Genomic DNA, 24655 nt, shown 5'->3' with positions numbered 1-24655 from the left:
AATTATTTCTGTCTCTTCTTCACCAAAGGAAACTCTGGATGCTTTGTTCTAGAATTGTTGATAAGATTTAGTAACTCATTGGCCTTTTCAGGGTATTGTTCTGCAATATTTTTTTGCTCACTTATGTCCTGATTTAAATCGTAAAGTTCCACTGGTTTTTTATCGAACTTTACCGCTTTCCAATTGTCTTTTCTAACTGCTTGAATTGGCCCTTGTCTTTCATTAAACTCCCAATACAAATAGTTGTGTTTTTGTTGCTGATTTTCATTTCCTAAAAGTGTTGGTGCATAAGAAATACCATCAATTTTATCAGAAGGTTTTATACCTGCTAAATCACATGCTGTAGGTAAAAAATCCCAAAACGCAGAAATGTGATTAGATATTGAACCTGCTTTAATTGTATTTGGCCAATAAGCTACAAATGGGGTGTGAATACCACCTTCATATAAATCGCGTTTGTGCCCTTGAAAATCGCCATTACTATTAAAAAACTCATTTTTTAAATCGTCATATTCGTGTCCGTTATCACTAGTAAAAACGATTAAGGTATTATCAGCTACACCTAACTTTTCTAGTTGTTGTACTAGATTTCCAATATCTCTATCCATAGTAGACACCATTGCTGCATAGGTAATATGTCCATCTTCATCATGACGATAATGCCCTGGTATCATTTTACGCTTAGGCCATCCTAAATTTTTGTACTGCTTTTTTTCTTCTTCAAGTATAGTTAATTCAAAATGTGGAATGGTATAGGATAAATACAAAAAGAAAGGCTCTTTATGGTTTTTATCAATAAATTCAGTTGACTTTTTGGTTATTAAATAATGAATGTGTTGTCCTTCTTTGGTTTGAGGATTATTACCTTCCAAGGTAATTCTCTTCTCATTTTCAAAGATACTTTTGGGGTAATAATGATGTGCAGGAGAGTGTTGATTAAATCCGAAGAAATAATCAAACCCTTGCTTATTAGGTACACCATCTGTTAAGTTTTCTGCAAGTCCCCATTTCCCTATAATTCCTGTAGTATAACCTGCTCGTTTTAATTCTTCCGCAACAGTAACATCCTCAGCATTAATATCTACAGGTGTACCACTTGCAGTCCATCTAGGATTTCCTCTTACAGTACTATGCCCAGTATGTTTACCTGTCATTAACACAGCTCGCGAAGGTCCACAAACCGAAGAACCTGTATAATGATTGGTAAAAATCATCCCATTTTTAGCTAATTTATCAATATTTGGGGTTTTAATTTTATCTTGCCCATTAAAGCCTACATCGCCATAACCTAAATCGTCTGCTAGAATAAAAATGATATTTGGTTTTTTAGCAACTTCTGACGTTTTATTTGTCTTTTTTACTGTACAGCTTGACATCAATAACAGCAAGATCATTAAAGGAATTAGATAAATTATTTTAACTATTTTCATTCTAGATTTCTATTTTTCGGATAAGACCCATTACCAATAAAAGCCTAAAGTTAATTCTTTTTAGTCCTGATAGAATCCTGTTGAAGCATGCACTATATTTTAACAAACGCGAACTACTCTCAAGTTTAACACTTTCCCTAACTTATCAATTTTGTTTGCAATATGCCCTACGCCAATGGCACAATGATGAGATGGACCTTGTTTAGACCACTCATTCATAAAAGCTCTTGCTCCTATTGAAAACCGGTAACGACTATTTGTATTTCCTATTTGTAATATTGGCCCTTCCACTGATTCTCCTTCAGCAACCAATAAAAACACATCATCTTTACCTTCAACAACAGACAACAAAGTTACTGGGCCGTGTTTTACCGTCATTTGAATGGACAATCCTTTTCCTGGTTTTCCATGATACACAGGTAATGGCACTAATTGTACATTACCTTCTGCAATGGCAAAATGTGCTGGCCCATCGTGACCTAACATGACAATATTGTCATTAAAATCCATCGCATAAAACTCAGAAAATGAACCACCAACACCAAAAGCATCCATAATTTTCATGGCTTGGGCATTTTTCACTTCATATTCGCCTGCGACTGGCACATTTTTTCCTGTTAATAAGGTGTTTCCTGCTATAACAGAAGTTACAATATTTTCATATTCGTTTCCTGACTCCCCTTCATAATAATAGGCTAAAGAACCTAAATCGTGATTTTCAACCAATTTATCTAAAGCTATTGATGTTTTTGCTGCACGTACCAATTCTTCTTCTTCACAAGCATCAATCACTTCAAAGGTACTTTGGAATTCAGCTATTTTTTCATCAACCTCTTCATTTGTAACTGCATCTCTGTACTTTTTTACTTCACACATTTCTACAATTTCTATATGTGTTCCAAAAGCTGAAGATTGTTTTGTTAAATCGGAATATACGTCTAACATACCTGCGTAATAATGTCCTAAAACACCGAGTCTATTATTTTGCATTATCGAAGCGACTTTTGTAGCATCTATCCAATCCTGAATGTCATCCCAAACTACTTGCTCTCCTAAATAACCTGTTACAAATTCGTAATCTATGCCTGCACGATTAAACACATTCGCAAATTCTGGCACTGAACAGGCTTGACAATGCGCCAACCACTCCCCCGTCATTTTACCACGATCTCCCAATGCATTAAAACTTTCATAATCTATAGCTGCAACAGGCTGTATATTTAAAATAACTATTGGGCATTTTACTTTTTGTACTACAGGTAATACTGTAGATGATAAGGCATACGTAGATATGTATAAAAATAAGATATCTACATCTTCAGTTTTTAAAACTTGTGCTTTTTCTCTTGCAACTACTGGAGAATCTACTAAGCCAACATTAACAACTTCTGCTCCAAAACCTTCCATTTTGGTAGCTATTTGCTGTTGATACCCTTCTAAACGTTCTAATAAACCATCAAATTGTGGCCAGTAGGTATCTAATCCGATACCAAATAATCCTACTTTTATCATTGTCGTGTTCTTTTATTTTTTAGCGCCTAACATAGAAATAATCCATAAATTGCATTTTTTGATACATCTCACCATGCTCTTTTATCTGACTCCTCTCATGACGTATTCCGTAAATAAATTAGAATGCTTAAGACTAAAACTCTTGCATTGCGCTTAATTAAATGTAAAATACGTAATAAATGCACCAAGACACAATTGACGTTTTGATATATTTATTCCACAAAATGACATCGATTATTACAATGTGTTCTTCTAAATTGTCTTATTTAGATTTAGATTTCAATACACAATTCACTTACTTTTTTTAGATGATCTGTATCTAACTCTACACCAAAACCTGGTTCTGATTTATAAGAGTAATAACCATTCGCTTCTTTTTGGGTTGCAACACTTTGTAGACATTCTAAATATAGTTTAGAATCTTCTTTTTTCTCAATGGCTTCCACCCAAGTAGCATCGACACCTATTGCTATTTGTTGCCATGCAGAACAAGCTGGCCCTACCAAACTATCATCGCCTATCATCACTTTTGCTCCAATTTCTTTTACCTTTTTTGCTAGTTGAGCCATGTGCGTTAAACTTCCCATTGTTGATGGGTGCAAGTTGTAAATATGTCCCATACCTGGTTTCATTGTTTTGATTCCTTTCCAAGCTGGACGCATGGGAGCATCTGGAATTAAGGTTAAATCGCCAACCATCTTTTGTAATTCTATCCACTGTTTCGTTTTTAAATGCGCTGGATCTTCAATGGCATTTAATCCATTTTCCTTAAAACGGTCTAAAATAGATTTCAACTCATCTAATGATTCCCATTTTTTGTAACCCTTATTAACATCTGAAATCACGACTGCTTCATCGCCTAAAACATCTCTAATCGTATTGAGCAATTTCATATCCACCGTTTCATCTCCATACATTTTAAATTTCATGTGATGCCCTAGGTTCTGTTCAATGCTTTTTTCTGCCTCTTCTCTTACTTTTTTCTCGTCTTTGTCTAGTATACAATATAAACCTGGAACCGCATTTCGTCCGGTCAAACCTAATAACTCTATTGCTGATTTATTTTGAAGTCTTCCTGATAGATCTAAAAGTCCCATATCTAAAGATTCCAACATTTTCAAAGAACGTTTTGAACCTAAAACCTGTTCTGACGCTAATAATTTTTGAGCTTCGCCAATGGTTAGTCCTTTAAACTGCTTTAAATATGCAACCCAATCCGTCGGTTTATAATCTGGATTATTTTTTGAGGCTGGTGTTTCTGTCCACCCATAAAAATCTCCTGAAGAAATCTTGATAAATAAATGCTGACGGTTATGCCATGTGCCCCAAGAAAAATATCGAGGTATATTGATATCGTATCGAAATATCTCGATTTTTGTAATCTTTTCGTTTAAATATTCAGCCCCTTTTTTATCTGTACAAGCTGAAAATAAGGGATATGCAGCACCTACTAAACCGATTGCTGACATGCTTTTTATAAAGTCGCGTCTGTTTGTTTTCATTTTACCAAGGATCATTCATAGAAGTTAATAACTCCGTTAATTCGTTTTCCATTTGAGCATCTAAAGTTGGATTTTCTCCCCAAATGTTTTTCATCTGATAAGGGTCTTTAGCATCATTATAGAGATAATGAAACTTATCCCCACTTTCGTGTTTAACTACCGCGTATGTATAATCTTTTGTTCTAAAACCACGAGCATCACCTTTAGAGGCAAAGCTTTTTCCTCCAAAATACAATTGTTTTTCTGGACGATTTACGGGTTTATCAAAAAATAAATCTGCGTAATTTTTACCTTCAACTGCGTCAGGTATTTTATCTTCCATACCCATTAATCCTAACAGCGTTGGCATATAATCAGGCACACTTAACAAAATATCATCAGCTTTAGGTTTTACACTTTTTGGATAATGCACGATTAAAGGAATTTTAAAAGCTTCTTTAAACCATACATTTTTATGCATTAGGCCTTGACTTCCTAGCATTTCGCCATGGTCTGCAGAAAAAACGATGATGGTATTGTCGTATAATCCTGCTTCTTTTAATTTTGAAATAACACGCCCAATTTGGTCATCAACTCCATTTACAGACGCGAAATAATCGGCAGCTTGGTCCAATCGTTTTTCTACGCCGTGGTCTCCTCTCTTTAATTCATAATTGTCATTAAATTGAACATTTGGTCGGTTTAGCACCTCTTTATAACTCATACCTTCATAACGTTTTTGATAACGTTCTGGAACCTGTTTAAATGGCGTGTGTGGAGGGTTGATGGACCAAAACAAGACAAAAGGGTTTTCTTCTTTTCTTTGATTTTTAGAATTATCTAAATAATCAATAATGATATCGGCTTCATGTTCCGCTGACCATTTTTTGATGTATGTTTTTTCATCTTCTTTGGCATTGGTTGTCCAGTAGTAAGGTGCATTATGTCTATTATGCGTTCCGTAAGCATACCAAAACGAAAAACCATGTCTTCTATCTGGTGGACACCAGGTATCCCAAACTCTTTTTACATCTGGCGGTGTGGGTTCTGGACCATCTAAATGCCATTTCCCTACATATCCTGCGCTGTATCCATTTTCTACTAAAACATCAGAAAAACAGATTTCGTCCTTTTTTAAATAATTTCCTAAAGCTGTTCTTTGTGAGTTGCAATTTTCAACCACTCCAGTAGATAATGAATAACGCCCCGTCATTAACATTGCGCGATAAGGACTGCACAAAGGATTGTTGGCTACGGCTTCACTGAAAAACACACCTTCTTTTGCTAATTGGTCTAGATTTGGCGTATGTACAGGATCTTCTTTTAAAAAACCCAGTGAGGCTTGACGGTATTGGTCTGCAAAAATGAATAGTAAATTGGGTTTCGTTTTTACTGCTTCTTTATCTTGTTTTTGTTGATTTTTGCACGAATATATACTAGATAGAATTAATCCAAGAATTATCAAATGTCTAGAAATCGTCTTTTTTGTATATTGATTTAACATGTTCATTTTTAATGTAAAATTTGACTAACTAATAGTTTATAGATTCAATATTTACTGGACCTAATAATCCAGAGGGTTGTAATTTTGAATTTTGTTTGATATCATCAATAACTAACCAAGTATATTTTTCATTTTCTGGTCGTTTTTTGTCTTTTATCAATTGATTTCTCCAAAGATTAACCACCTCAATTTCTAATTGATTTTCTCCTTTTTTTAGTGCTTCTGAAATGTTTAAACGATAAGGCGCTATCCAAACACCGCCAACATATTTGCCGTTTAATTTTACTTTAGCCATTACTGAAACTTTTCCAAGATTCAAATAGATATCCTGATCTTTTGGAAGTTCGTCAATATTGAAATTAGTTTTGTAAAGGGCTGTTCCTGAATAGAATTGTATTTGCTCATCATCAGAGTTTCTCCAGTCTATTAATTCATTAAATGTTACAGGTTCTTTAGGGCTGATTTCTTTATTTGAAAAATCGACTTCGAATGGTGTGGTAATGGTTTTTAACTTTTTATATTCAGGAAAATTTGCAGTATATGCAGGCTTAACTCCTGTATTATCATCATCTTTCGCAAACACAACAAACCAACTTTGTGCAGCAGTCAATTTTAAGGGTACTTTTATACCTGTTTCTGTAATTTCATATTCAGGTAAAACTCTCATTTCTCCAGTTACAGCATCCCACAACTGTGGTTTCATCTTTTTATCTACACGAAAAACTGGGGACAAATCAATAGTTTCATCACTCTGATTGGTTATAAAATAAATATCCATATCTGGTATAGTTCTATGTATCCAAAGTATTGGTGCATCCTCTGAAACATCAACATCTTTAGTTAAATTTAAATCAGCAAATACTTCCGATAATTCATAACCATCTATCACTTTTCCTTTACCGTATTGAACTGCCATTTTACCTTCTTTATAATTCCCAGCCCATAACTTATTTGCGATGTTTTTAACGACTTCATCACTAGTTGGAAAATTTTGTAGACTTGGAGATTTTTCTGGTTTTGGTCCTAAAATAATCCCTCCTTGTTGCACTAATTCTTCAATTTTCTTTAATAATTCTGGACGCATGGTTGTAAATGAAGGTAAAACCATTACTTTATAAGACATACCATCTGGCAATACAAATCTGCCATCTTTAACGGACACACGATCCATAATCACTTCAGCGTTGATATAATCGTAGGAATAGCCTTTAGGAATTTCTGGCACTCTTCCCCCTGTCATTATTGGAGCATCTTCCCCAATAAAATAACACACATCAGCTACATATTTACCTTGTTGTAAAAGGTGTTGACAACGACGCAAATAATCGAAATACGTATCTGCCTGACTAAACCACGTATTATGTCTGTTAAATTCGGTACCAAACCAAGCATTCATTCCTGGTTTGCGGCTATCATCTGGTTGTTGAATGTACAAATGCAACACAAAATGATTAATACCTTCAGTTAATGCCCAATCACCACGTTTTTTTAACATAGCTGGATGTCTTAAATAGGCTCTTCTAGAAGATGTAAATGCTTCTGCAGAAGTAATGGGTTTTCCATAGGTATGTGATGTTGAAGAAGAGGCTTTACACTCAATATTCCCTAATGTGCCTTCGTTCCAAAACTCACCAGCAATTAAATCTGATTGCCCACCATACATCATAAATTCTCCCGGAAAGCCCCAGTGCCCGTAGTTTTCTAACCAGGTTTCTAAATTATGTTTGTTACTTGCTTTTCTTAATCCACCTACATACTCATAAGCTACGTCATCTGCAATAGATCTTCTCAAATCCCAAAGAAAACGTTCTGACTTTTCTACACTTCCTACAATTCTACCTGAAAGTACTGGTAAAAATGGTACTGGGTCGTATCCGTATTTTTCTTTAAACTTTATTTCATAACCATCTGTCCAGTTTTGAGAACCTTGTTCGTAACTATCGGCAATGACATACTTAAAAGCTGATTTACTTTCTTCTGGAATTCGTTTTAACAGTTCACCAACAAAATTATCAAAATGGTATTGTGCCAATTCACTATTCATTTTATCAATTTCATAACCTACACCTTGTGGAGCAGCTGGCGCATTTTTTGTACCTGTTGGGGTCATTCCCATTCTCATAATCGTCCATTTTCCTGCTGGTGCATTCCAATTTAACACTCCATTTTCATCCAACTTATTACTAACATCTATTACCTCATCAGGGTTTATAAATAAACTTTTGTCTTTATATGGTTCCTGCATTTTAAAAATGTAAGTATCCCAGTTTGGTTTGGGTGTAGAGTGCATTTTACCTAATTGTTTCTCTATATATTTATCTAAAACAGGTGCTTCTGATATATTAATTTCTGCAAAGCCATATTCCTTTTTTCTAGAATTAAAATTGGTGCATTTTAATATGAATTGTTGTGCTTTGGTATCAGGCAAAATGGTAGCAAAATCTCCTGTTTCTATTGACGCTACGTTTGGCGTAATACGAAAACGATCAAAATCAAATTCTTTTATTACTTTTTCTTGACCATCTATGATAGCAAATAATGTCATTTTACATTTAAAGGCTCTACTTGGAATTATGGTAATTGAACGTGCAGTTATTGGCTCAGAAAGTTGAAAATTTATCTCTAAAGCTTCTCCTTTTTTGGACTCAAAACTAGTGTCGTCCTCCTTATTTCCATCTGTTAAAATAGCTGTGTTTACATCGCTCCAATTGGCACTTACTTTTGTTGGAATAAATTGCGTACTTTTTTCTTCGACATCCGAAGATTTAAATGCAAAAGTATGCGTGTCTTGAAATTCTTTTTTAGGTTGTGGTAATTTAACAGTAAGCTGTTTTCCTCCTAGAACTTTTGTTTCACTATACGTTAAGTAACGCATTGCTTTTGTAGCATCTACCCAAGGCCCTCCACTTTGGCTCCAACCTGGACAATTAAATACTCCAATATCTACACCAATTCGTTTTCCTTCTTCTACAGCGTGCACCATATGACTCCACCAATCTTCGCTTAACATAGGTACTTTACCATCTTTATGTGCTGGATTTATATTTCCTATTAATGCGCCACCAATACCGGCTTTTTTCATAGCAATCAAATCCTTAGTAATTCCTTCTTTGGAAATATCATCATTAATCCAATACCAATAGCACCAAAGGTTATTCTCTTGTGTTGGATTCATAAAACCTGACTGGATTGCTCCATAGGATTTGAAAGCATCTTGACTAGAAGGATCAGAATTACAACCTAAAAAGAAGAATATAATGCCTATAAAAACTAAATTAATTTGACACTTATTTTTCATTATTAAAGATTTTAAGTTCCTTGATAGATGGTGCTTGTTTTGCTCCTTCAATAAATAGCCTACATTTTGTAGATTGAATCGCATCAAAACGGTGTGTTTTATCAGCACCACAACTCGTCCCCTTTATAATATCTTTCCAACCTCCATTTTCAAAATATTCTATAGTATATTTTGAAATATTTTGTCCGTATTCATCAATAAGCACTTTGTTAAATGTTTGTGGCTTTACCCATTCTACCTCTAAATATTGATTCGTTACATCATTGGCAAGCCATCGCGTTTCTTCATTGTCATCATTGGCTTTGAAGGCTTCAAATCCGGGTAATTTTTCGGTTTCAATAAACATCGAAGAAGCATTCACCCTACCAATGGTTGCTAAGTTGTTTGATGAAATTATTGGGTCTGGAAATTGAGTTTTTGGTAAAGTATTCACTTTAAAATCGTAAATTCCAGAGGCTACATTGTATATGATGTAATTACCAATAGCTTTGTTTTTTTCTGAACCGACATATTCGATGCCTTCAGATGTTTCAGCTAGTTGTTCACCTTCATAAATATCATTTTTATCATTCGCTGGTAAAAACACTTTAGCAGAGGTATTTGCTGGAATTTCAATATGAAACGAAGCACCGTTATCCTGTTTTTCCCAATTCACAATCACATTACCGTACATAGATTTGTATTCGGTATTTGCGAATTTTAAATCGCCAACAATTGCAGGTTTAATGAGCATATTTTGCATACCTGGTTGTTCTGGATTTGAACGAATACCACCAAATCCTTTTATAAAATAGCCTCCAATACCAGTGTAGCAGGTATGAATTTGACTATTACCAACGGCAGACCAACGCTCTGGCCATGTGGTATGCCCCTGCTCTAAAAAGTAACCATAGCTTGGGTGATGTTTGTCTTTTAACAACTCATAAATCAAATCCATACGTTCTCCCGATTCAATAAAATAACGCGTGTAAAGCGCCTGCCCTGAACTTCCTGTATCGTAGTACGGAAAATCATATAATACATTATTTTCCAGTTGGGAGGTCACTTTTTCAGTCTCTTCTTTGGGAGTTACACCAGTTAATAATGCAAACGCTTGATTCACCTGAATACCATCTAAATATTTTCCAGTATCTGTGTTATATGACAACCCATGTGTTGCTTTTTGTTGTACTTCTAATCGCTTTGCATATTCCTTTTCATCTTCCGTTTTACCCAAAGCTTTAGCTATTCCCTTGGCACATTGCATCATATAGGCATATAAACAATTATTAAAGTGGGCTGCTCCAGGAGAATTACTACTTGTCCAAAAATTACCACGTGGCGTGCACCAATCGCCTAACCCAGGCATTTCGCGTTTACCACGCTCACCTATTTTTAATGCACCTCCTTGACTAAAATTAGAATTTTCATATAACCAATGCATCCATTTTTTCATGGATTCATAATTATCTACCAGCACCTTTTTATCACCCAACATACGATAGGTTTCCCAAACGGTTAAAGGACTATTAGCCTTCCACATTAAAAATGGGCGGTCTTCCTCATTAATTACCGCACGTATTTGTCCATCGGCAAGTTGCGCATCTCTGGTATATTGTAAATATTGGTCCATATAAGCACCACTTTCAAAATTAGGTAAAGCATCGCCATACATTGCTGCTACCGTTACTTCTCCCCAACCACGACGCTCACGATGTGGGCAATCTACCAAAATACCATCCATAGTATTTGCGAGATACGTATCTAGATTTACTTTGTAAATTTGGTTTAATAAAGCATCTGAAGATTCAAATTTGCTAATTTGCTTTCTATCGTTAGTTACCACATAGCCTTTTACATCGTAAATTCTTAGTTCTGTTTTTAAACCATAAACGGTTATGTACCTTCCTCCAGCAACATTAAAACGGTAGGTGAATTTGCCTTTTCCAGATTTCCCGAAAATGTATTTGCTCTTTTGATTCCAATTCATTACCACATCTTTTTGGTCGCTTATTTCAAAAAGAATAGAATCGCCTTCAACACCATTTTTAAGGTTCATCTCAAAAAATCCGGTATAATTTCTCCCCATATCTATACTATAGGTTCCATCTATATTTCTTCTAATAGCGATAGGTTTTATTTCTTCAAATTTAACCTGGGGTTCTACGATTTGCGCGCTTAACTCAGCTCTAATTGGACTATACAATGCACGTACTTCCCTGTTTTTTCTGCTATTCAAAGCAAAACTAATATTATTCCCTTCTGGAATTTTAGCGTTCAGCTCTTCGTGATTATAAACGGTTGCATTTATCCAATCCGCATCGTCATACTCAGCAGTATTCCAATCATCTTCTCGTTTTCTATCATCAATAGTTTCTCCTCCAAATCGTAGAATATCCCAGTCTCCATAATATTCAGAATGACTTTTTTTGGTTTTCCAAGACGTATCCGATTTTAAAGTAATATTCTCGTCGCCTACAACAATTTCGGCCTGCGCTTTAAACACAAATGGAATGTTTCGGTATTCTCTGATGCGTCGCCATCTAGACCAACCTGCAGCATGCCATATAGCAATCACGTTATCGCCTTTTTTCAATTTATCGGATACATCATAGGTTAAATAAGGAATCCGCTTTTTCATATATGAAGAGACAGGGTTCATCACATTATCCGTGATTTTTTCTCCATTAACATATAATTCGTGATACCCAAAAGAACCTACAAACACAAATGCCGAAGAAGGATTTTCTTTTAATTCAAAATTCTTTCTATACCAGTTATGGTCTGTCTTTTTTTGGTCGGGTTTCATAATCCAATCGCCTTTCCAGTCTGATTGGTTTAACAAGCCCATTGAAAATGAAGCGGGCTTGCTCCAGTTTGAAGGGGTTTCGTCTTTATCCCAAATTTTTACTTTCCAATAATATGCCTTTGAAGAGGTTAAAGGTGCTCCTTGATAGGTATTATTCACCGATTGATTAGATTTTACTTTACCAGAATCCCAGAGGTCTCCGGTGTTGTTGTTTAGATTATCCAAATTACTGGCCACAAGTATTTGATAAGCGGTCTGCTTTTGTCCTCTAGTTGCCATTTCATCCACCAATTTCCAACTTAATCTTGGACTTGCATTGTCAATACCCAAAGGATTCAATTTATATTCACATTTAAGGTCTTTAACCGCTACAGTAGAGGGATGTATATTACAACTTATTATTAACAGATTAAAAATCAGCAACATGATAACCTCTACCCTAAAATTCCTTCGATAATTCATCTTAATATTTTTCTTTTATTTATTTTGAATTTGATATTCGAATAGTATGTTCACCTGACGACACAATAAATACGTTGGCATTTGCTGATGTATTGTTTAATGTGATTTGTTCTTTTTGATAATGTGGCAGCTGAATAATAGCTTCGGATTTATCAGGAACAACAATAGACCAAATGATTTCGGAATCCTCTTTTTTCCATGAACTTTCAATGGTACCCTGTGGCGATTTATGGGTTACTTCTACCCAATCTACACCTTCAAGAAACGTTGGCTTTAAATAGAATTTTTTTAATCCCGGAAAATCTGAATTTGGTCTAATGCCGCCTAAACTTTCATGAAAAGCCGCTGCAAAACCACTTTGCATTGGGTGGTTAAATGAATGTCGATAATACCGCTCCTTTTTATCCCAATTGCTAACACCCTCTGGCCATACGGTTAAATCGTGTTCCTCGGTCATAAATCCTAAACTCGGATAATCGGTAATGCTCCATAAGTGTTTTGTCACGGCATCATGCCCGTAATCATTTAGTATGGTGTATAATGGACGATGCCCAAAAATTCCCGTACTGTAATGCCCATTTTTATCTTTCATGATAAGGTTTGCCAAATTATCCACAACCAACTGCTCTAAACCGTCAGGAACCAAACCAGAATATATTGCAAATGCATTACCCGTTTGAGAACCATAGGACTTTGTTTTTGCATTAAAAAAGGTTTTATCAAAAGCAGTCTTTACCAATTTCGCTTTTTCAGCATAACTATTGGCAACTTCTTTCTTATCCAACACCAATGCCATTTTTCCCATAGATACTAAAGACTGATAATACAATGCAGTTGACGTTAATGCCGGTGGTGTATCCATTTCGGGATTACCTCCAGGGGGACACCAATCGCCAAATCCGCCATTAATAATCCCATCTTCTTGTACCTTTTCATCCAGATAAGCCATCCAACCTTCCATCATATCCCAAGCGCCTTCAATAATAGTCTTATCGCCATAATACACATACGAAAACCATGGTACCATAATAGTGGCAGCTCCCCAATCCGGTCGCGCTTGTAAACAGAGCCGTTTTCCAACGGAAATATTAGATGGCGCTCGCGAATCATAAGGAAAAGAGTCTTTAAAATGTGCCTTAGACACCCCTAAAACCGTTTCCATATCTGAAGATGTTTTTTGCCACAAGCGTTTTAAATCAAAATTAAAACTAGCTGCTTCAGCCACCACGTAAGCATCTCCCATCCAAGCACAACGTTCACGATGCGGACAATCACTCAACAACCCTTGAATATTATCTTCGATAGTCCATATAGACACATCGTAAAACTTATTTATTAGTGGGTTTGAACATTTAAAAGTTCCTATTCGTTCTGCATCTGTGCGAACCAGCCAACCCGTAAATTGACTTAAATCTGGTGCTTTATTTAGCCCTTCAATTTGAACATATCGAAAGGCATGATAGGTAAAACGGGGTTCCCAAGTTTCAGTCCCATTGCCCTTACAGATATATACATCGGTTTGCGTATTTCCAGTTACGTGAATACCAGTAGATGCAGGGTCTATATTTTGTTTATAGGGCATGAGATGTTCCGCAAAACGCATTTTTACAACAGTACCTTCTTTTTCTTTTACAGAAATTGCCAACCAACCCGTCATGTTTTGTCCCATGTCTAAAATCCACCCCTTTTCTGCTTTCCATAGAGCAATGGGTTTAACTGTTCTAATCTTTCGCATGGGCTCTAAATTCTGCTCTACCAATTTCTCGGTTGGATTATCCATAATTTCAGCCGCTTCCCAAGCTGCATCATCAAACTTAAAGGTACTCCAATCGCTCAACGCTTCTCGTGCATCATAAGTTTCACCTAAGTAAATATTGTCAAAAAGAATAGGGCTACTATGTGCCTTCCAACTTTCATCGGTAACAATTTGTTCTTTAGTCCCGTCTTTGTAGAGGATATTTAATACCAAAGTTGCTCTAGGTTTTCCATAAGCTAACCCTGGCCAAAACGCCATATTTTGGCCATAAAACCCATTCCCCAACATTAATCCCAAACTGTTGTTTTTACTAATCTCATCGGTAACATCATGACGCACATAAAAAGCCCGCTTGTTGTATGAAGTTTGGGCGGGGTCTAGTATACGGTCACCCACTTTTTTACCATTTAAATACAATTCATACAGTCCAAGGCCACAAACCGCAACTTGTGCAGATTCAATTTCTTTTGATAATGAAAACGATTTTCTTAAAAGCACGGATGGATATGTTTTCCGTCGGTTTACTTTCAAATCTTCCTCGGTAGGTTCCCAAGTATTAATATTAATAGGTGGCTGGTTACGTACCAAATCTCTAGCCGCCCATTCTTCTGGACGATTGTCTTTGGTGTAGCCAATCCATTTGGCGCTGTCCCATGGTATTGAAGCCGTTAAGTATTCATTTAAAGCAACCTCTTCCTCCTTGTCTGATTGCAAACAACCACTTAAAAGACAAGCGAATACCCCAAAAAGCATAGCTCCAATTATGTTTTTCTTTAAATACATTTTATTGCGCACTTCAATATTGAAAACTTTTAGTTTGAATGATATATTTCTAATTCTGAAATTTCAGGAATAGCATTAGTAGCTTCTATTAAAATTCTAAATTTTGAAGCCGTTATCTGTTGAAACTGATGCTTTCTACCAGAACCACAAGCTGTATCTTCGGCTAAATCCATCCATTGTTCATTTTTAAAATATTGAATTTTATAATTTGAAATGTGGCTACCCCTTTCATGAATCACGATTTCATTGAACGTTTGCGGTTTAAACCACTCCACTTCCAGCCATTCGTTCGATTTTGAACTCGCTTTCCAGTGTGTTTCTAACTTTTCATCATTTGCCCTAAATGCTTCAAAAAGTGGTAGTTTTTCAGAATCGATAGTCATTGAAGACGCATTCATTCGTCCTATTAATGCTAAATTCTCTGGTTTATTCAAAGGCTCTGGATAACTTACTTTTGGTAATTCAGATACTTCAAAATCATACAACCCTGATGTTACTTCAAAAATGATATAATTACCTACTGCATCGCTTTTCTCGAAACCTATATATTTAATACCCTCAGACTTTTCGATATTCATTCCTCCTTCAAAAACTGATTCTTTTTCATTTGCTGGAATGTAAATCTTAGCTGATGTATTTACAGGAATTTCAATATGAAACTTTGCCGTATCATCAGTAATTTTCCAATTTGAAACAACATCACCGTAAGGTGATTGATAACTTGCATTTACGAAGGTTAAATCGCCTACCAGAGCAGGCTTCACCATAAATCGTTGCATCCCTGGATGTTCTGGGTCTGGTCTGATACCCGCAAAACCTTTAATAAAATAGCCACCAATGCCTGTGTAACAAGTATGAATTTGACTGTTACCGATTGCCGACCAGCGTTCTGGCCACACGGTTTTACCTTGTTCTAAAAAGTAGCCATAGCTTGGGTGACGTTTATCTTTTAACAGTTCATAAATTAAATCCATGCGCTCCCCATGTTCTATAAAATACCGCGTGTAAAGGGCCTGACCCGAACTACCTGTATCGTAATACGGGAATTTATACAGTATTTGATCTACTAAATTATCGTAAACTTTTTGTTGTTCTGACTCAGGAGTAACGCCCGAGAGTAAAGCAAAAGCCTGATTTACTTGATGCCCTTCACCATATTTCCCAGTTTGGGCATCATATATCTTTTTATGCGTAGCGTTTCGTTGTACTTCTAAACGGTCTGAAAACAGTTTTACATCGTCCTCCTTATTGAGGGTTTTTGCAATTTCCAAAGCCGATTCTAACATAAAAGCATAGACACAATTATTGAAATGTTCTGATTCTGGAGAATTACTCGAGGTCCAAAAATTACCTCTTGGGGTACACCAATCACCTAAACCAGGGAATTCCAATGTGCCTCTCGTGCCTATCTTTAAAGCTCCTTCCGAATCAAAATTGGAATGCTCATACAACCACTGCATCCATTTTTTTAATGTTGGATAGTGGTTTTCTAACAACTGTTTATCTCCCAACATACGGTAAGTTTCCCATATAGTAATAGGGCTATTGGCCATCCACATTAAAAACTCGAAATCGTCTCCATTTATCACGGCTCGCATTTTTCCATCATCTGCCTGAGCATCTTGCATAAATTGCGCATATTGTATCATGTAAGCGCCACTTTCAAAATTAGGTAAGGCGTCACCGTACATGGCGGCCACGGTAACTTCTCCCCAACCTCGGCGTTCGCGATGAGGGCAATCTACCAAAATACCATCTATCGTATTGGCGATATAAGTATTAAGATTTACTTGATAAATATTGTTCAACAGTTCACTTGAGCTTTTAAATTGACTTATTTGTTTTCGGTTGTTGGTAATGACGTAGCCTTTAATATCTTTTAATTCAGGCTCATAATTAATACCATAAACCGTTACAAAACGCCCTCCTGCCAAATTGAATCGATTGGTAAAATGGCCTTTACCGGTTTCATCATAAATGTATTTACTGCGCTGTTCCCAAGATGTAGAAACCTCTTTATGATCTGCAATTTCAAAGGTAACGGTATCACCTGCTTTACCATTAAACAGGTTCATTTCGAAATATCCTGTGTAATTTTCACCCATATCAATAACATAGTTGCCTTCCTTGTTTTTAGTAACATCAATAGGTTTTACTTCCTTAAATTTCACCTGAGGTTCTACCATTTGTGCACTTAAGGTCGCTGTAATTTTACTTGTGGGTGGATTAGCATCCGTACTTGGTGCTCTAACCGCACCTTTTGGCCCCAAGTTAACATCAGCCATACCAACATCCTGCATTTCTGCTTCTTCAAAAACAACGGCGTTTGCCCAATTACTGTCATCATACTCAGCGTTATTCCAATCGTCTTCACGTAAACGTTCGTCAATAATTTCACCACCAAAATCCAGTATATCCCAAGAACTATGATACCAACTGTAGCTTTTTTTACATTTCCAAGATGCATCTGAAACTAAGGTAATAGTGTCTTCACCTAAATCAATATTAGCCTGAGCTTTAAATACAAAAGGCGGGTCGAAATAAGCTTTAACACGTCCCCATCTTGCCCAACCTGCGGCATGCCAAATACCAATAACATTATCACCTTTGCGCAAATAGTCTTTTATATCATAGGTAAGATAAGGTAAGCGCTTTTTGAAAAAGGAATTTACGGGATTCATAACCGCATCGCCTACTTTCTTCCCGTTGACGTACAATTCGTGATACCCAAAAGAAGCTACATGCATGAATGCAGATTCTGGGGTTTCTTCTAAAATAAAATTCTTTCTATACCAATTATGGTCTTTTTTATTTTGGTCTTTTTTGTAAATCCATGCTCCTTTCCAATCGCTTTCCTCTAACATGCCCATTGAAAAATGAGCAGGTTCACCACAATGTGAAACCCTATCGTCTTTATCCCAAACTTTTACCTTCCAGAAATACTGCTTTCCAGATTCTAAAGTAGTTCCTTCAAACTTCACATTAACTGATTGATTGGATGTTGTTTTTCCAGAATCCCAAATATTACCAATGTTATTTTTAAGATTATCAAGACTATTAGATACTATGATTTGATATGCGGTTTGCTCTTGCCCTCGGAATTTCTCAGCCTCAACCATAATCCAACTAAACCTAGGATTCAAATTATCAATTCCTAAAGGATTAGTTCGGTATTCGCACTTCAATTCTTCAATCGTAATTGAAGAAAGCTTACACGACACCAATGAAAAAAATGCAATAATTATGACGAGTGATGAAAACCTAGTGGTGATAGGTGTAATTTTCATTTTTAAGGAAGCTTAGTTTTGTTAGTATGATCGATAAATTAGAAAAATACATTTACAAATGCATCATGCTGAAACCTGTATGCCTACAATTATTCTAATCTACAATCATGTAAATTTCTTTTATTTTCTTGTCAAAAACAATTAACAAATTGATATATTAGTTGCACAAAATGATATGAAAAATAGCTATAAAAAATATCTTATCACCACACAATTTGATGATTATTGGGGATTTTACATAAATAACCTAGGACGAAATGTTATTGAAAAAAATTCTGAATACCCATCAAAAGACCATCCAGATCAATATAATTTCACATGGAAAGAAGGCCGTGTTTTAGATGAATTTCATTTAGTACTTATTACAAAAGGACAAGGTGTTTTTCAAAGTAACGCTACAGGAAAAATAAATGTTAATGATGGCGATGTGTTTTTGTTGTTCCCTGAGATGTGGCATAGTTACAAACCTAAAAAAAGCACCGGTTGGACGGAACGATGGGTTGGTTTTTCTGGAGAAATAGCTTCTCAATTTCTTTTGAATGGTTTTTTTAACAGTGAAAATCCAATTATTTCGAAATGCAATAGACCCTCTGTTTTAAATCACTTTAATACACTTTTTAAATTATTTGATGAAGAGCCTTATGGCTATCAAAGAATAGCATCGGGTATTTGTTTACAGCTTATGGCCGAACTTTATAATATCAAAACTGGCGGTAGCAATGCGAAACACCTTAGCTCAATAGTATCGAGAGCAAAACAAGTTATGTATAAAAACATAAATACAACTATAGATTTGGTTGTTTTAGCATCTAATCTAGGTATTAGTTACTCTAAATTTAGAATAGATTTTAAAAAGCAAACAGGTACTTCGCCTTTGCAATACTTTATATTATTGAAAATTGAAAAAGCTAAGGAACTCCTTTTACAGACTCATAAATCTCAAAAAGAAATTGCTTTTGAATTAGGTTTTGAATCGGACTATTATTTTAATAGGTTATTTAAACGAAAAACTGGGGTATCTCCTGGAAAATTTAGGATATTAAGTAAAATATAAAGCTACATGGCTTTATTAACTTTTTTTAATTCAAACTTTACTTAATCAAATAATGATTTTAGATTTCAGAAAGGCTCTTTTTTAAAAACATCAGCGCATCTGAAAAACTACTAACAACACATTTTTTACTGTGCTTACCATCTAAAACTCTGTACTCATGTTTTACCTTTTTGTTTCGAAATACAATATGAAGTTCTGCATTTGGACCAGAATGATAATCATTATCACAACATTGAATAAACCATTTAACTTTATTCAAGGTTTCTGAACTTAATTGCTGTGCCATATATATAGGTTGGTTTTGATAAAAGAATTCATTGATGTATGTGTCTTTTGTTTCTTTTTGTCCATATATATGCTCATGAAACTTTTGATAATCTGATTCTGGCATATTCTTGAATTGATAATCTGTATCAATTGCAGCTTGAAAGCCTAAGCAGATTCCAAAGGTATTTGGATACAACATTGAAAAACGCAATGCACCGAAACCTCCCATAGAATTTCCTGCTATGATTGTTTTCTTTGGATTATTAGTTAAGGAGTATTTCTTTTTAATAAACGGAACAAACTCGTTTATAAACATAGAACTATACTTGACCGTTCCATCGGCATAATCCATGTACCACGTTTTGTCTGTTTTTGGTGATACGACTATAAGTTTAGGGAAATTATTATTTTTTATTAATGAATCTATTACACTAGTAAACTTTGCTGAAGAAAAATGATTGCCTCCAAAACCATGCAAATAATAAAGCACTGGCAAGTCACTCATATAATCATGACCTGATGGCAAATAGACGTTGTACTTCACATTTTTTGAAAGCGTCTTACTCTTAAAAACTTGATTCTCGAAGGTTTTTCCGTTTTGACCATTTAACAAAATACCTACGAATAAGAAAACCACTGCTAGTGCCACGTTTTTTTTCATTTTTGAAATATTAGCATTTTTAGTTTTTCAATTGTTGTTAAATAAACACTAGTATTTAGTTTTTACCTTGCGCTAGCAGATACGCCCGCGTTAGTCCCGATAGCTATCGGGAGAAGCGGCATCCTTTATGCGAAGCATTAAATGGTTTAAGACTACACAAATGCTAGATACGTCTTAAACTGATGAGATCCCGAAACAAGTTCGGGACTGCTTCGCAGAAAGATATAGCGGAAAGCCCGACCCATTGTGGGTAACGCCCAAAATTAAAATTAACTTGGTTTTACCGTTATTGCTATTTGTAATGCTTTGTTTTCGCCTTCAAAGAACACTTCCAAGGGTAATGCTTCTACTCCAGGAACCATATTAAAGGTTCTTTTTCCAGAAATTTCTTTGGTTTTAACTGGTGCATTTGCTTTAATACTTACCAAACCTTCTGGTTTTTGAATAGTGATTTCGTTTTCGCTAACATGTGTTACCTCCTCGCTTGCTGGCGAAACAATTGGTAACACAAAAGCGGTTTGCGCTTTAATATCTTGCTTTGTACTTACATTAATTTCTGTTTTATCTGCTGTACAATTGTAAGCAATATTAAATGCAGATGCAGTTTCTGTAACCTCTTCTCTATCTATATTTTTTAATTTTACATCAGCTAGTAATTCTATGGTTCCATTTTGGTCTTTAGAAGCCACTGTTGCTGGTAAATCATATAAGTTTGTATACCAAACATCGTCTTTAAACACCTCAACTCTAGGTGTTAAACATATATCTTTATTTGGTTGTACTTGTTGGTTATTCTTTTCTACCAAAGCATATTCAGCCATACTTGCGGCACATAATAAACCTACTTTATTATGATACAAAAGCCCTAAAGCACCACCTGATGCCTGACGATAATCGTTTTTATAGTGATACTCTGCATCGTAAGCGCTTACAGTACCTCTCCAATCGCCTCTTGCAAAAAGGTATACATCTAAATCTTTAAAATGTTTTACGCCGTCTGCCGTTGATCTTGGTAAAGCTGCATTTGCATTTATTTCTGGTAAATGATTCCAATGATCTAATAACGCTGCTAAAGGCTTTGCATGCGTAAAGGTATGATGAACGCAAGGTGGAATGCCTGCTTCAATAAAACCAGGGCCTCCATGAATTAAACCATCTGCTGTACAACGTTGCAATAATTCTGTGTTTTTTACCGCTGCTGTTCCAAACGCAGGATTGATATGAGACATCATTCCAAATGCGGGTTGACTACCATCACAAGTTCTACTTCCCCAATAGCTCCACTTGTACATACGGTTACCCCAACTGTTATCCCAAGCACCGTCTGGTAACATAAATTCTAAATGACTATTTAACGATTTTGTTAATATTTGTAAAAGTTCTTCATCCTTTTCCTTAAGCGCATACATTACCAAGCTATTTAAGGTTTCCTCTACATTATATCCTAAATCTACACCATGCAACCCTTTTTCGCTTAGTTTACTGGAACTCTTTTTACATTCGCCAAATAACAACCCTTCATTTGCTGTAAAGTACGATTTTACTTGAGACGCTAATGTTTTACTTTTAGCTTTAAAATCGTCCCTGTTTAAAACACCTCCTATTAAATTTAATCCGTAAACTGCTGTCCCTGGATAGTTAATATTAGTAAAATCTATGGTGAATGTATCGTAAATGTATTGTCCTGCTTTATCGAGACGCTCTGTCCATGCTTTACGTGTTGCTTCATCTAAAACATGACCATGATAATGTAATGCTTCTGCCAAGGCAATGGCTCCAAAAACAGTAATACCTTTCCATGATTTTGGATTTCTGATAACAGTCCATGAACCATCTTCTTGAGACACATTATTTTCTGCCCAAAGCATTACTAATTTAGCGCCTTCTACATACTTTTTATCACCAGTTGTATCTGCCATATAGAGAAAAGGATAAACAGCATCCATACAACGGCCATGAATATGCGAACACGAAGGGCAACCTAACGCACCATGTTCGTCTAAATTTGACGGATTGTTAATTTGTACTTTTAACATGCCATCACTCCAATCTTTTAACAAACCTGTGATTAGATTTTTAAATTCGATTGAATGTTCTGGATGGCTTTCGCATGCGTTAAGCAATCCTGCCATAGGCAATGACAAACCAACACCTGCTAATGTTGATAGTTGAAGGAAGTTACGTCTTTTCATTTCGTAAATATTTAAACAGGTTGAATTTAAAAAGATAACCTTTATAAACCATCCTGTTTTGTCCTGTATATACCATCCTGTTTTTAAATTAAAAAGCCAGAAACAAATTTGTTCTGGCTTTTACTTTCTTAATTCTAAATATTATTATTTAATAACAAGTTTTTTATGATACACTTTATTATCATCTGCTATAGCTCTTACTAAGTAAACACCTGCTTTAAAATTAGTGCTTTCAATCTCCAAATCACTTCCGTTTGGTTCATTTTGATAAATACGTTTTCCTAAAATGCTGTAAATTTCTACACCCTTAATATTGTTTATATTTTTAAATGTAATTGTAAATCTTTCTTTTGCCGGATTAGGATATATTTTCATTGAAGGAGTCTTTAGTTCTGCTTCAGAAATACTTAAAGATTGACTAGTTGGAATGGCTTCCCATACACTTCTCGTATCTGATTCTGGAACTATACTATGTGTAACGGTGCCATCTAACTCTTGATACAAAAATCTACCAGCAGTTCTAGATTGAAATCTGTAGGTATCTTCAACATCATTATATTCAATCGTCCAAGTTTTATCCGTATCACTTGATGGTGCTGCTGTTCCTGTACTCACAATACGATAGGGGCCTCCAGAAAAACCAGCACCTGGTGCGCGTAATATACCGACAGTTTCGCTATCAATATTAAAATATGCTCCACTTTCTACAAAAGTCCAATGCGTGTTTAAAGCTTCACCGGAATCGGTCATTATAACCGGTTCAGCACTTGACCCTACAGCTGTTAGAAATTGCCCTGTGGCAACGTTTCGCAACCTAAAAACATCATCAGACGGCGGTGTACCAGAATTGTCTACAACCTCCTCTCTTTGATAGGTAGTATTTGCCCATCTTATTTGAGCACGACCTCCTCTTACTCTATATACTCCATACCTAATACCAGATTCTCTACCCCTTTCTGGATCAGGAATTTCATAATTAAAAGGGTCACCTCCAATTACTGCATCACAATAATGTATTTTTTTTGTAGGATCGTTTGGGTCGGCTCTAAAACCTACCTCTAGCTCAAAGCTAACTTCTTCATTTTTATTTACCTGCTTTAAAAAAACAACTTCCCTACCGCTACCTGATCCGCCACGTTCCAAGATACGTTCCGCATAAATATCAAACGCCACTTGCTTGTCTGCATTTATTCCTGTGCCATAAACAGGGTGTGCTCTGTATAAACAAATGGCCGGATCTGGCGGACCACCGCCGCCTGTGTGCTTTCCTTTGGCTTGTGCAATGTACGTTCCATCCTGACCAAAACTACCAGCATCACCTACCTCTAAAATCCTAAATGTTCCCGTGAATCTTGCATAACTACCCACCCCAGTTTCACCCGATCTTGGTAAAGAACGTTCTATTCTAGGTTGTAAGGTATTTGGTGCATCCCAGTGGTTAGACCCAGCAGTAATATTATAAACACCCCAAGTTGTTCCATTCACTTCACTTTCTGAGTAATCTGCATAACAACTTCTATCATCAGCAGTCCCTACATTAACTGAATTTGCTATATCTACATTTCTAGTACTGTTGTTTTCAAACTCGCCAGACGCTGGACAACTTAAATCTGTACTCGTATCTTCATCTGGTGCTACTACTACAGGAATATCTACAAAAGGAACTAGTTCCCAATTACTTCTATCGTCTGTATCTGGAACCACAGCATGAGTTACAGTTCCATTTGCGTCATGATACATAAATCTACCTGTTGTTCTGGATCCAAACCTGTAAGTATCATTTGTACTATTATAATCTATAGTCCAAGTTTTATCAGTATCACCTGCTGGTGCAGCCTTAGTTGTACTAACAACTACATAAGCCCCTCCTGGACCGCCAGCACCTGGAGCACGTAATATTCCTAAGATTTCGCTATCAATATTATAATATGCGCCACTCTCTACGAACTTAAAATGAGTGCTTTGATCAGCTTCATCTAAATTTGTCATGGTAACAGCTGTGGCACTAGCTCCTGCATCAGTTAAAAATTGCCCTGTTGCTACATTTTTCAATCTAAAAATGTCATCAGAAGGAAGTGCGCCTTGCGCTGTTATACAAACTGAGTATAACATTAATACGAAAAACACGATGGATTTAAAAGTAATTTTTTTCATAGCTTTTTTTTTGAATATTTAGTTTA

12 protein-coding genes are annotated in these 24655 nt (G+C 35.8%); 1 reads left to right on the top strand and 11 read right to left on the bottom strand.

Going from position 1 to position 24655, the window contains the following annotated elements; translation table 11 throughout:
* Positions 1–2: 2 nt before the first annotated feature.
* From AC1B0Z_RS16095 to AC1B0Z_RS16060, 8 genes are all read right to left on the bottom strand, one after another.
* Positions 3–1430, bottom strand: coding sequence for an arylsulfatase (locus AC1B0Z_RS16095; RefSeq protein ID WP_483793245.1), 1428 nt, complete (start codon positions 1428–1430; stop codon positions 3–5).
* Between the two features lie 99 nt (positions 1431–1529).
* Positions 1530–2942: a hypothetical protein gene (locus AC1B0Z_RS16090; RefSeq protein ID WP_483793243.1), complete on the bottom strand. Its 1413-nt coding sequence runs from the start codon at positions 2940–2942 to the stop codon at positions 1530–1532.
* A 272-nt stretch (positions 2943–3214) separates the two neighbouring features.
* Positions 3215–4411, bottom strand: a complete 1197-nt coding sequence (locus AC1B0Z_RS16085; RefSeq protein ID WP_483793242.1) for an enolase C-terminal domain-like protein — start codon at positions 4409–4411, stop codon at positions 3215–3217.
* Between the two features lie 34 nt (positions 4412–4445).
* Positions 4446–5933 (bottom strand): sulfatase family protein, encoded by a 1488-nt coding sequence (locus AC1B0Z_RS16080; RefSeq protein WP_483793240.1) that lies wholly within the window; start codon positions 5931–5933, stop codon positions 4446–4448.
* 22 nt (positions 5934–5955) lie between these two features.
* Positions 5956–9225 (bottom strand): glycosyl hydrolase, encoded by a 3270-nt coding sequence (locus tag AC1B0Z_RS16075; protein ID WP_483793238.1) that lies wholly within the window; start codon positions 9223–9225, stop codon positions 5956–5958.
* Entirely contained in the window at positions 9215–12475 is a 3261-nt protein-coding gene (locus AC1B0Z_RS16070) for a family 78 glycoside hydrolase catalytic domain (protein ID WP_483793236.1), read from the bottom strand. The genes AC1B0Z_RS16075 and AC1B0Z_RS16070 overlap by 11 nt, the downstream gene beginning before the upstream one ends.
* A gap of 19 nt (positions 12476–12494) precedes the next feature.
* On the bottom strand, positions 12495–15014 hold the full coding sequence (locus AC1B0Z_RS16065) for a family 78 glycoside hydrolase catalytic domain (protein ID WP_483793235.1): 2520 nt from the start codon (positions 15012–15014) through the stop codon (positions 12495–12497).
* Between the two features lie 29 nt (positions 15015–15043).
* Complete coding sequence (locus AC1B0Z_RS16060) at positions 15044–18301, bottom strand: family 78 glycoside hydrolase catalytic domain (protein ID WP_483793234.1); 3258 nt, start codon at positions 18299–18301, stop codon at positions 15044–15046.
* A 175-nt stretch (positions 18302–18476) separates the two neighbouring features.
* Between AC1B0Z_RS16060 and AC1B0Z_RS16055 the strand changes: the two genes are divergently transcribed.
* Positions 18477–19355, top strand: coding sequence for an AraC family transcriptional regulator (locus AC1B0Z_RS16055; protein WP_483793232.1), 879 nt, complete (start codon positions 18477–18479; stop codon positions 19353–19355).
* Positions 19356–19413: 58 nt separating this feature from the next.
* Here AC1B0Z_RS16055 and AC1B0Z_RS16050 read toward each other — a convergent pair whose 3' ends face one another.
* The 3 genes from AC1B0Z_RS16050 to AC1B0Z_RS16040 all read right to left on the bottom strand — a co-directional run bounded on the left by AC1B0Z_RS16050 (position 19414) and on the right by AC1B0Z_RS16040 (position 24629).
* Positions 19414–20283: an alpha/beta hydrolase gene (locus AC1B0Z_RS16050; protein ID WP_483793230.1), complete on the bottom strand. Its 870-nt coding sequence runs from the start codon at positions 20281–20283 to the stop codon at positions 19414–19416.
* Positions 20284–20552: 269 nt separating this feature from the next.
* Positions 20553–22475: an ulvan lysase-like protein gene (locus AC1B0Z_RS16045; protein ID WP_483793228.1), complete on the bottom strand. Its 1923-nt coding sequence runs from the start codon at positions 22473–22475 to the stop codon at positions 20553–20555.
* Between the two features lie 144 nt (positions 22476–22619).
* Positions 22620–24629: a T9SS type A sorting domain-containing protein gene (locus AC1B0Z_RS16040; RefSeq protein WP_483793227.1), complete on the bottom strand. Its 2010-nt coding sequence runs from the start codon at positions 24627–24629 to the stop codon at positions 22620–22622.
* Positions 24630–24655 lie beyond the last annotated feature (26 nt).

This window comes from Hyunsoonleella sp. J2K-J805 (assembly GCF_057167125.1).
This window is presented reverse-complemented; position numbering and strand designations above follow the sequence as displayed.

Coding starts and splice junctions, on each gene's coding strand:
- AC1B0Z_RS16050 (WP_483793230.1), bottom strand. CDS start 20,283: ATGAAAAAAAACGTGGCACTAGCAGTGGTTTTCTTATTCGTAGGTATT.
- AC1B0Z_RS16045 (WP_483793228.1), bottom strand. CDS start 22,475: ATGAAAAGACGTAACTTCCTTCAACTATCAACATTAGCAGGTGTTGGT.
- AC1B0Z_RS16085 (WP_483793242.1), bottom strand. CDS start 4,411: ATGTCAGCAATCGGTTTAGTAGGTGCTGCATATCCCTTATTTTCAGCT.
- AC1B0Z_RS16075 (WP_483793238.1), bottom strand. CDS start 9,225: ATGAAAAATAAGTGTCAAATTAATTTAGTTTTTATAGGCATTATATTC.
- AC1B0Z_RS16070 (WP_483793236.1), bottom strand. CDS start 12,475: ATGAATTATCGAAGGAATTTTAGGGTAGAGGTTATCATGTTGCTGATT.
- AC1B0Z_RS16040 (WP_483793227.1), bottom strand. CDS start 24,629: ATGAAAAAAATTACTTTTAAATCCATCGTGTTTTTCGTATTAATGTTA.
- AC1B0Z_RS16065 (WP_483793235.1), bottom strand. CDS start 15,014: ATGTATTTAAAGAAAAACATAATTGGAGCTATGCTTTTTGGGGTATTC.
- AC1B0Z_RS16055 (WP_483793232.1), top strand. CDS start 18,477: ATGAAAAATAGCTATAAAAAATATCTTATCACCACACAATTTGATGAT.
- AC1B0Z_RS16090 (WP_483793243.1), bottom strand. CDS start 2,942: ATGATAAAAGTAGGATTATTTGGTATCGGATTAGATACCTACTGGCCA.
- AC1B0Z_RS16080 (WP_483793240.1), bottom strand. CDS start 5,933: ATGAACATGTTAAATCAATATACAAAAAAGACGATTTCTAGACATTTG.
- AC1B0Z_RS16095 (WP_483793245.1), bottom strand. CDS start 1,430: ATGAAAATAGTTAAAATAATTTATCTAATTCCTTTAATGATCTTGCTG.
- AC1B0Z_RS16060 (WP_483793234.1), bottom strand. CDS start 18,301: ATGAAAATTACACCTATCACCACTAGGTTTTCATCACTCGTCATAATT.